Raw genomic sequence first — 8,681 nt, 5'->3', positions numbered from 1 at the left:
GCAGGTTCCCGCACGTCTGCCGGTCCGAAACGGTCGCATCCTCGATGCCGACCTGCCCGCCTTGTGCTCGTCCAGCAGGCGCTGCACGGCCTGCTTGTTCGACACCTTGCGCGCCCGGCTGACCGCGCTGGGCGACCACGTCGACCAGCTCATCGCGGCCAGGCTGGCGTCGTCGCGCCGGGCGAACGCCACCGCGAACGTGACCACCGGGGTGTGCGTGGGTCTCGCGCTGGTGCTGGGCCTGGCGAGCGTGCTCATCCTGCGCCGCTCGCTCGTCACGCCGCTGAACCGGCTGGTCGCGCAGGTGCGCGAGGTGTCCGCGGGCGACCTGCACCGCGAGGTCGAGGCGGCCGGGCCGGAGGAGGTGACCAGGCTCGGCGAAGCGGTCGAGGCGATGCGGGTGCGGATCCTTTCGGAGGCCGACCAGGTGGCGGCTGCCTCCAACCGGATCGCCCGGCTGGAGGAGACCGACCGGATCGCCCGCACGCTCGGCGACACGGCGATCCGCCGGCTCTACGGCATCACGCTGGACCTGCAGTCCGCGGCCGCCCGGTTCCCCCGGTCCGGCCCGGTGATGGCGACCGCGATCAGCGGCATCGACCGCACGATCTCGGCGTTGCGGAGCTCCGTCTACGGCACGGCGACGCGCACCCAGCCTCCGCTGCACACCCAGGTCAGCGAGGTGGTCGGGGAGCTGGAGAGCACCCACGGGCACGCGCCGGGGCTGCTGCTCACCGGCGACCTCGACGCCGAGCCGCCCGCCGAGGTCGCCGCCGAGGTCACCCAGGTGCTGCGCGACTTCCTCCGCGCCACCGCGGTGCCGGGCGGCGGCGCGGAGGAGGTCGAGCTGGCCCTGTCTGGCGAGGAGATCCGGCTGTGCGTGACCTGCGCGGCGCCGGACGAGCGGGTGGCCGGCGTGGAGCGGGCACTGGCGGAGGCGTCCGCGGACGCGGTGGTGCGCCGCGAGCCGGGCCGCGTCACGGTCGAGTGGCGGCGTCCGTTGTGACGACCGGGTAGGCCGGTTCGCTCATCTCCGCCAGCGCGGTCTCGCGGCCCTCCGGCGTGAGGTGGTCGATGTAGAGGCGGCCGTTGAGGTGGTCGGTCTCGTGCTGGAAGCAGCGGGCGAGCAGGTCGCGGCCCGGCACGGCGATGGGGTTGCCCGCGAGGTCGAAGCCGCGGACGGTGACCTGGGCGGGGCGTTCGACGACGGCCCTGGCGCCGGGCACGGACAGGCAGCCTTCGGGGTGGGCGCCGGTCTCGTCACCGGCGACCTCGATGACCGGGTTCACCACGTGGCCGGCGTGCCACAGCTCGCCCTCGCTGCGTGCGTAGCTCTCCGGGCAGAGGTAGACGAACACGCGCAGCGGGACGCCGATCTGGTTGGCCGCGAGGCCGACGCCGCTGGCGGTGCGCATGCTGACGAACATGTCGGACACCAGCTGGGCCAGGTCGTCGCCGAACTCGGTGACGTCGGCGCACGGCCGGTGCAGCACGGGGTTGCCGACGACGGTGATGGGCCGGGACGCGCCCCGGGCGTAGTGGTGGGCCAGGTCGCCGCCGGTGGTGACGTCGTGGTGGACCTCGATCTCGGACATGGGACGAGTAAATCAACCGGGTGCGGGTATGACCGCGAGTGCCCAGTTCGAGTGCACCAAAAGGCAGGCAGAGATGACGAAGGCTCGCGAAATCATGACGCCGGACCCCGAGTGCGTGCGGACCAGCGACACCGTGCTCGACGCCGCGAAGCGGATGGCGGAGCTCCAGGTGGGGGCGATGCCCATCTGCGGTGAGGACAACCGGCTCAAGGGGATGCTGACCGATCGGGACATCGTGGTGAAGGTGCTGGCGGAAGGCAAGGACCCGCGCGCGGTGAACGCCGGGGAGCTCGCGCAGGGCGAGGCGGTCACGATCGGCGCCGACGACGATGCGAAGGAGATCCTGCGCACGATGTCGCAGCACCAGGTCCGGCGGCTCCCCGTGATCGACGGCCACGACCTGGTGGGGATCGTCGCGCAGGCGGACGTGGCGCGATCGCTGGACGAGCCCGAAATCGGCGATTTGCTGCAGGCACTGTCGGCCGATTGATGGCGGTAGGTTCATCCGCGCCCGGAGGGGCGTCAACGCTTGGTCGTTGAGCGCCCGCTCCGGGCTTTGCGCTGTGTCGTGGAGATCCGCTCGCGGGTTTGCGCCTCGTTGCGGCCCGCTCGTTGGCCGTGCGCTGCGTCGTAGAGGCCGCTCGCAGGTTTCCGCTCCTCGTTGCGACCCGCTCGCTGGCCGTGCGCCGCCTCGTACAAGCCCCGCGCAGGTGTCCACCCCCACATCGCGACTCGCCCGCCACCATGCGCCGCCCCGTAACGCCCCACGCACGCTTACGCCCCCACATCGCGACCCGCCCGCCACCACGCGCCGCCCCGTAACGCCCCACGCACGCTTACGCCCCCACAAAGCGACCCGCCCGCGACCGTGCGCCGCCTCGTAAAAGCCGCGCGCACGTCTCCGCCCCCCACAGCGACCCGCCCGCCACCGCTCTCCTCGTAAAGGCCCCACGCAGGTGTCCGCTCCTCATTGCGGCCCGCTCCGGCGTCTCGCTGTCCGGGGCTCCAGCCGATCTACCCCGCGCGTCTACCCCCTGTTGCTCCAGTCAGGTGATCCAACCAATTCGACCCGATGGGGTGGCGATTTTCCGCCCAGCACCGGTTTTTGTCGGTCGCCGTCCTTAACGTGGCTGCCATGAACCCGCAAACCCACCCTGGTCCCAAGTGGACGGTCCGCATTCGCACCGCCCTGCTGGGTGCCGCGCGCGCCCTGGCCAGGTCAGTCCGCGTCCTCCAGCCGGAACCCGACCTTCAACCCGACCTGGAAGTGACCGATCGCGCCGTTCTCGATGTGGCCGCGTATTTCGGTCACCTCGAACCAGTCCAACCCCCGCAACGTCTGCGCCGCACGCTCGATCCCCCCGCGAATGGCGGCGTCCAGGCTCTCACTGGACGAGCCGACGATCTCGGTGACGCGATAGGTGTGCCCGGCCATCTCAGGCCTCCTTGCCCTAGGCGAATCCCGGCCCCGGCATTGTCACCCGCCACGCCCGCCACCGCATCCCGCTCCCGATCTCGCGCGCCCGTCGCGACAACCCACCCAAGCCCCTGGGCGAGCCCCAACCTCAACATCGCCACATCCCCCGCACGACTCCGCGCACCCACACACAACCTATGCGCCTTCCCCACGGCCAACCATCAACGCGCACTCACCCCACTCCCCTCCTGCCCGCTCTCCGCCCGGCCCACGAGCGGCCACCTCAAGATCCGCGCGCCGGGGACCGGCGCCGGTCCCAGGGGCGCATGCCAGGATCGGGGGCATGACACCAGAGGAGCTGTTGACCACCACCCGCAGCGTGCGCAAGCGGCTGGACCTGTCGCGTCCCGTGCCGCGCGAGCTCATCGAGCGCGCGATCACCCTCGCGCTGCAGGCGCCGACCGGGTCGAACCGGCAGGACTGGCACTGGGTCGTGGTCACCGACGCCGACAAGCGCGCCAAGCTGGCCGAGCTGTACGCGAAGTCCTACAAGGCCTACCGCGACCTCGGCCCGGCGCCGGAGGAGCGCTACCCCGGCGACACGGACCGCGCCGCCGCCCAGCACCGGGTGATGAACAGCGCCGACTACCTGGCCGAGCACATGGCCGAGGTGCCGGTGCTGCTCGTCCCGGCGATCCACGTCCCGGGCGGCAAGCTGCCCGAGGGCAACCAGGCCGGCCTGTGGGGCTCGATCCTGCCCGCGGTGTGGAGCTACATGCTCGCCGCGCGCACCCTCGGGCTCGGCACTGCCTGGACGTCGCTGCACCTGGTCTACGAGAAGGAGGCTGCTGAACTGCTGGGCATCCCGGACCACGTCCGGCAGGCTGCGCTGATCCCGACGGCGTTCTACACCGGCGAGACGTTCAAGCCGGCGAAGCGCCAGCCGCTGTCCGAGGTCCTGCACTACGACCAGTGGTGACCCGGTGCCCACGAAGAGCGCGGCGTTCCTGCTGTACCGCCTGACCGGTGACGGTGGGGTGGAGGTGCTCATCGCGCACATGGGTGGGCCGTTCTGGGCGCGCAAGAACGAGCGGGCCTGGTCCATCCCGAAGGGCGAGTACACCGACGAGGACCCGCTGCCCGCCGCACGGCGCGAGTTCGCCGAGGAGGTCGGTGAGCCCGTGCTCACCGGCGAGATCCTGGAGCTGGGCGAGTTCCGCCAGCCGAGCGGCAAGGTCATCACGACGTTCGCCGCGGAGGGCGACTTCGACCCGGCCGGCTTCGCCAGCAACACGTTCGAGATGGAGTGGCCCAAGGGCTCCGGCCGCGTGCAGGAGTTCCCGGAGGTCGACCGCATCGAGTGGACCACGCCCGAGCGCGCCGCGGAACTGCTCGTCAAGGGCCAGGTGCCGATCATCGCCCGCCTGCGGGAAACGCTGGTGGCGCAAGGAGTCCTGCGCGCCTGACCCCAATGACCCAGCACGGTTCCGCCCGGACACCTCACCTCCGGGCGGAACCACCGGGCAGGCCGGCTTGCCCCGAGCGGCCGGCTAGGGCGTGTCTGACAAAGGTCGCGGTTGGTGGCTGGGATGCTGCTGGTTGTGTCGCGGTTTGAGTTGCTCTCGGATGAGCAGTGGGCGTTGATCGAGGACTTGTTGTCGGCGCGGACGGGTAGGCCGGGGCGTCCGTTTTCGGACGCGCGGGTGATGGTGGAGGGGATCATCTACCGGTATCGGTGCGGGCTGGCGTGGCGGGATGTGCCGGGAGTGTTCGGGCCGTGGCAGACGATCTGGACCTGGCACCGCCGGCTGGCCCGGGAGGGCACCTGGGATGTGGTGCTGCAGCGACTGCAGGCCTTCGCGGACGCGGCGGGGTTGATCGACTGGTCGGTCTCGGTCGACTCCACCATCGCGCGGGCGCATCAGCACGCCACGAACATCACCCGCCACACAGGGGGCTGGATCGAACTACACGAAACCCGGAATCGAGCCGCCTGACCACGCCATCGGCCGCTCCCGCGGCGGCTGGACCACCAAGATCCACCGTGTCGTCGACGGAAACGGACGCGCACTGGTCACCCTGCTGACACCAGGCCAGGCCGGAGACTCACCGATGTTCGAACCGCTCATGGCCCACCTGCAGGTGCCCCGACAGGGCGGCGGGCGAGCACGGACCCGCCCCGACCGGGTGCGCGGGGACAAGGCCTACTCCTCCCGCGCCATCCACACGCACCTACGCAGGCGGAAGATCCAGGCGGTCATCCCCGAGCCCGCCGACCAAGCCCGACACCGCCGCCGCAACGTCATCGAACGCAGCTTCAACCAGCTCAAACAATGGCGCGGCATCGCCACCCGCTACGACAAGTTGGCCACCGTCTACCGCGCCGCCATCCTCATCCACGACGTCATCACCTGGACCGACGCAATGTCAGACACGCCCTAGCCCCGGCAGGCCGGCTAGCCCGGGCACATCGGCTAGCCCGGGCACATCGGCTTGCCCCGGCAGGCTGGCTTGCGCGGGCAGGCCAGCTTGCCCGGGCAAGCCGCCGCGCCGGTGAAGCGAAGAGCTGCCACGCTACGCCCGGCCAAGCGGATCCACCGGACGTGCCACCCCGGGCCAAGCGGACCCACCGGACGTGCCGCCCCCGGCCAAGCAGATCCACCGGACGGGCCGCCCCGCGCAGGCAGATCCTGCCTCGGCGGGGCGCGGAACCTGCCGCGCCAGGCGGAACCTTCACCGAGAGCGCGCACGCCGATGGGCCTCGCGCAGCGAGGCCCATCGAACCCACCCTTGAAGAAGCAGCCCCAGAACCAGCCGACAGGCCAGCGACACCAGCCGACGGGCCAGACCACCTGCCCTCAGGCCGGCACCACCAGCCGTCAGGCCAGACCACCTGCCGTCAGCCAGCGACACCAGCCGACAGGCCAGACCACCTGCCCTCAGGCAACCACCGGCCGTCAGGCGAGCGACACCGCGACCTGCTCCAGCTTGTCCAGCGACTCCTGCATGCCGCCCTCCATGCCGGACTCCAGGTGCCCGTCGCGGGTTTCCTTGTTCGGGTACTCGGCCAGCACGGTCAGCGTGGTGCGTCCCTCGTGCTCGGTCAGCGTCAGCGTGTTCAGCGACTCCGCGCCGGGCATGCCTTCGAACACCTCGGTCGACACGATCCGCTCGTGCGGCACGATTTCCCGGTACTCACCGTGGAAGGCGACCTCGAAACCGCCGTTCGCGGTCATCACGTTGCGCCATCTCCCGCCGACCCGCAGGTCGACCTCGACGGACGTGACCTCGCCACGCTCGCCCGCCCACCAGCGCTTCACCAGCTCCGGCGTGGTCCACGCCTGCCACACCAGCCGCGCCGGCGCGTTGAACTCACGCACGATCTGGATCTGGTTGTCCGCCGGGAGCGTCACCTTCGCCGTACCGCTGGTCGTCATCGTGCTCATCTCCGTCCTCCAGTTCCCTGAGTTCTTCCAACACCGCGTCCAAGCGGTCGAATCGCTCGTCCCACAACCGCTGGTAACCACTGACCCACTCGTGGATGTCCTTCAGCGGGCGGGCGTTGATGCGGTAGACCCGCTGCCGTCCGGAGTCGCGAACCTCCACCAGACCCACCTCCCGCAGGACCCGCAGGTGCTTCGACACCAGCGGCTGGGCGAGCCCGAGCACCGACACCAGCTCGTTCACCGGCTTCTCCCCGCCGGCCAGCAGATCGAGGATCTGCCGCCGCCGAGGTTCGGCCACCGCGTTGAACGCGTCCGCCGTAGTCGCTGCCCTTGCCATGCACCAAATATATACCCATATGGGAATGCGTCAAGGGATCCAGGCAACTGCATCGATTTCGACCAGGTAGCGGGGGTCGAACAGGGTCTGGACGCCGACCAGCGTGCTCGCCGAACGCGTGGTCACCCCGGCACGCATCGGCGCGAGGATCGCCTCCGCCAGCTCCGGGCGATATCCGGCGACGTAGATCGTGTGCTTGACCAGGTGCTCACGACTCGTGCCGGCCGCGGCGAGCGCGATGTCGATGTTGCGCACGATCTGCTCCGCCTGCGCGCCGTGGTCACCCTCGCCGACGAGTTCACCCTCCGCGTTCCACGCGACCTGCCCGGACAGGAACACCAGCCGCGACGCGGGCACGGCGACGGACAGGCTGAACATCTCGGGCAGCGCGAAGAGCCCGGCCGGGTTGGCGTACTGCGGCATCTCATCCTTGGTCATCGACCCAGCCTAGGCTATGTTTGGTCAGTGACCAAGAACATCGTCATCGCCGGAGCAGGCCCGACCGGGCTGTGGCTGGCCGCGGAACTCCGCCTCGCCGGCGCCGAAGTGACCGTCCTCGAACAGCGCACCGAACGGGACCCGCACTCGAAGGCCCTCACCATCCACCCGCGCACCATCGAGGTGCTCGCCTCACGCGGCGTCGAGCAGCCCTTCCTGGCCGAAGGGATCCCCATCCCGCAGGGGCACTTCGCCGTGCTCGACGACCGCCTGGACTTCGCCCTGCTCGACACCGATTTCCCGATCACCCTGGCGCTCCTGCAGGCGCGCACCGAGGAACTGCTGGAAGACCACGCGCGCGAAATGGGCGCGGACATCCGGCGCGGCCACCGCGTCATCGGCCTCACCGAACACCCCGGCGAAGCGCGTGTGGCAGTCGACGGCCCAGACGGCGGGTACACGATCGCTGCCGCGTACGTCGTGGGCTGCGACGGCACCCGCAGCACCATCCGCGCCGCCGCCGGGATCGACTTCCCCGGCACGTCGGCGTCCGTGTACGGCTGGCTCGGGGACGTCGTGCTGACCGACCCGCCGTCCGCGGGCTCCTACAGCCGCGCGACCGCGGACGGCCTCCTCCTGGCCGTCCCGCTGCCCGGCGGCCTGCACCGGCTGGTCGGCCACAGTCCCGACGACATCCGCGCCGACCGGCCCGGCGACCTCACCCTCGACGAGCTGCGCGCCAAGGTCACCGCCATCGCCGGCCGCGACTTCGGCATGCACTCCCCCGCGTGGCTGTCCCGGTTCTCCAACGCCAGCCGCCAGGCCACCCGCTACCGCCGGGGACGCGTCCTGCTCGCCGGCGACGCCGCCCACATGCACATGCCGGCCGGTGGCGTCGGGCTCAACGTCGGCCTGCAGGATGCGATGAACCTCGGCTGGAAGCTGGGCGCGGTCGTGCGCGGCGAGGCGCCCGACGACCTGCTCGACACCTACCACGACGAACGCCACCCGGTCGGCGCCGAACTCCTGGAGCACACCCAGGCGCAGACCGCGCTGATGACCGCGTTCTCCCCGGACGGCCGCCGTCTGCGGTCGCTGCTCAGCACCCTCATCGCCGAACAGCCCGCGTTCGCCAAGGCCCTCGCCGAGCGGCTGTCCGGTTTGTCCGTCCGCTACCCCGGCGCGCACCCGCTCACCGGCACCCGTGCGCCGAACCTGAAGTTCGGTGACACCACGCTCTTCCGGCTCCTGCACGCGGGACGCCCGGTGCTGCTGGACTTCCGCGACGAGCCCGGCCCCGCTGCCCCCGGCGCGATCGTCCACCACGGACGCCCGCTGGACGACCGGCCGGACTGGGCCGCGCTCGACACCGCCCTCATCCGCCCCGACGGCCACGTCGCGGAGGTGACCCCCAGCGGCGAGCCTGACCAGCACCGCTGACGGCCACC

The 8,681-nt window shown here is 71.0% G+C and carries 10 protein-coding genes and 1 pseudogene; 6 read left to right on the top strand and 5 right to left on the bottom strand.

Annotated elements, in window-relative coordinates; all coding sequences use genetic code 11:
* Positions 1-1,006: methyl-accepting chemotaxis protein (locus tag ABZ193_RS30030; protein ID WP_354712357.1), on the top strand; the 1,006-nt coding region annotated here is incomplete at its 5' end.
* Here ABZ193_RS30030 and def read toward each other — a convergent pair.
* A complete protein-coding gene (gene def / locus ABZ193_RS30025; protein ID WP_354712356.1) occupies positions 978-1,595 on the bottom strand; it encodes a peptide deformylase in 618 nt (205 codons plus the stop codon). The genes ABZ193_RS30030 and def overlap by 29 nt on opposite strands.
* Positions 1,596-1,668: 73 nt before the next feature.
* Between def and ABZ193_RS30020 the strand changes: the two genes are divergently transcribed.
* Positions 1,669-2,085: a CBS domain-containing protein gene (locus tag ABZ193_RS30020; RefSeq protein ID WP_237339780.1), complete on the top strand. Its 417-nt coding sequence runs from the start codon at positions 1,669-1,671 to the stop codon at positions 2,083-2,085.
* 729 nt (positions 2,086-2,814) lie between these two features.
* Here ABZ193_RS30020 and ABZ193_RS30015 read toward each other — a convergent pair.
* Positions 2,815-3,030 carry a dodecin gene (locus ABZ193_RS30015; protein ID WP_017984202.1) on the bottom strand — a complete coding sequence of 72 codons (216 nt, stop codon included), beginning with the start codon at positions 3,028-3,030 and terminating at the stop codon, positions 2,815-2,817.
* A 325-nt stretch (positions 3,031-3,355) separates the two neighbouring features.
* On the opposite strand from ABZ193_RS30015, the gene ABZ193_RS30010 reads away from it, so the two are divergent.
* The 3 genes and pseudogenes from ABZ193_RS30010 to ABZ193_RS30000 all read left to right on the top strand — a co-directional run bounded on the left by ABZ193_RS30010 (position 3,356) and on the right by ABZ193_RS30000 (position 5,454).
* The gene (locus ABZ193_RS30010; protein ID WP_354712355.1) at positions 3,356-3,991 is read left to right on the top strand and encodes a nitroreductase family protein; all 636 of its coding nucleotides are present in this window, start codon (positions 3,356-3,358) and stop codon (positions 3,989-3,991) included.
* A gap of 4 nt (positions 3,992-3,995) precedes the next feature.
* Complete coding sequence (locus ABZ193_RS30005; protein WP_354712354.1) at positions 3,996-4,478, top strand: NUDIX domain-containing protein; 483 nt, start codon at positions 3,996-3,998, stop codon at positions 4,476-4,478.
* A gap of 111 nt (positions 4,479-4,589) precedes the next feature.
* Positions 4,590-5,454: pseudogene (locus ABZ193_RS30000) on the top strand (IS5 family transposase).
* Between the two features lie 515 nt (positions 5,455-5,969).
* Here the strand turns inward: ABZ193_RS30000 and ABZ193_RS29995 are convergent.
* Genes ABZ193_RS29995 through ABZ193_RS29985 form a run of 3 tightly spaced genes read right to left on the bottom strand, consistent with a single transcriptional unit; the run spans position 5,970 to position 7,233 of the window.
* Entirely contained in the window at positions 5,970-6,449 is a 480-nt protein-coding gene (locus ABZ193_RS29995) for an SRPBCC family protein (RefSeq protein WP_237339451.1), read from the bottom strand.
* Positions 6,385-6,795 carry a metalloregulator ArsR/SmtB family transcription factor gene (locus ABZ193_RS29990; RefSeq protein ID WP_039791908.1) on the bottom strand — a complete coding sequence of 137 codons (411 nt, stop codon included), beginning with the start codon at positions 6,793-6,795 and terminating at the stop codon, positions 6,385-6,387. The genes ABZ193_RS29995 and ABZ193_RS29990 overlap by 65 nt, the downstream gene beginning before the upstream one ends.
* 30 nt (positions 6,796-6,825) lie before the next feature.
* Entirely contained in the window at positions 6,826-7,233 is a 408-nt protein-coding gene (locus tag ABZ193_RS29985) for a RidA family protein (protein WP_027936457.1), read from the bottom strand.
* A gap of 27 nt (positions 7,234-7,260) precedes the next feature.
* Here ABZ193_RS29985 and ABZ193_RS29980 point away from each other — a divergent pair, with 27 nt between their 5' ends.
* Entirely contained in the window at positions 7,261-8,673 is a 1,413-nt protein-coding gene (locus tag ABZ193_RS29980; protein ID WP_354712353.1) for an FAD-dependent monooxygenase, read from the top strand.
* The last annotated feature ends 8 nt before the right edge of the window (positions 8,674-8,681 follow it).

The sequence above is a fragment of the Amycolatopsis sp. NPDC006125 genome (assembly GCF_040614195.1).
In the GTDB taxonomy this organism is placed as follows: Bacteria; Actinomycetota; Actinomycetes; order Mycobacteriales; family Pseudonocardiaceae; genus Amycolatopsis_E; species Amycolatopsis_E tucumanensis.
The sequence above is the reverse complement of the archived record's forward strand: the minus strand, read 5'-3'. Positions and strand labels throughout refer to the sequence as shown.

Bases quoted from the DNA above. Each gene is read 5' to 3' on its own strand.
- ABZ193_RS29985 (WP_027936457.1), bottom strand. From the start codon at position 7,233: ATGACCAAGGATGAGATGCCGCAGTACGCCAACCCGGCCGGGCTCTTC.
- ABZ193_RS29990 (WP_039791908.1), bottom strand. From the start codon at position 6,795: ATGGCAAGGGCAGCGACTACGGCGGACGCGTTCAACGCGGTGGCCGAA.
- def (WP_354712356.1), bottom strand. From the start codon at position 1,595: ATGTCCGAGATCGAGGTCCACCACGACGTCACCACCGGCGGCGACCTG.
- ABZ193_RS30020 (WP_237339780.1), top strand. From the start codon at position 1,669: ATGACGAAGGCTCGCGAAATCATGACGCCGGACCCCGAGTGCGTGCGG.
- ABZ193_RS30010 (WP_354712355.1), top strand. From the start codon at position 3,356: ATGACACCAGAGGAGCTGTTGACCACCACCCGCAGCGTGCGCAAGCGG.
- ABZ193_RS29995 (WP_237339451.1), bottom strand. From the start codon at position 6,449: ATGACGACCAGCGGTACGGCGAAGGTGACGCTCCCGGCGGACAACCAG.
- ABZ193_RS30015 (WP_017984202.1), bottom strand. From the start codon at position 3,030: ATGGCCGGGCACACCTATCGCGTCACCGAGATCGTCGGCTCGTCCAGT.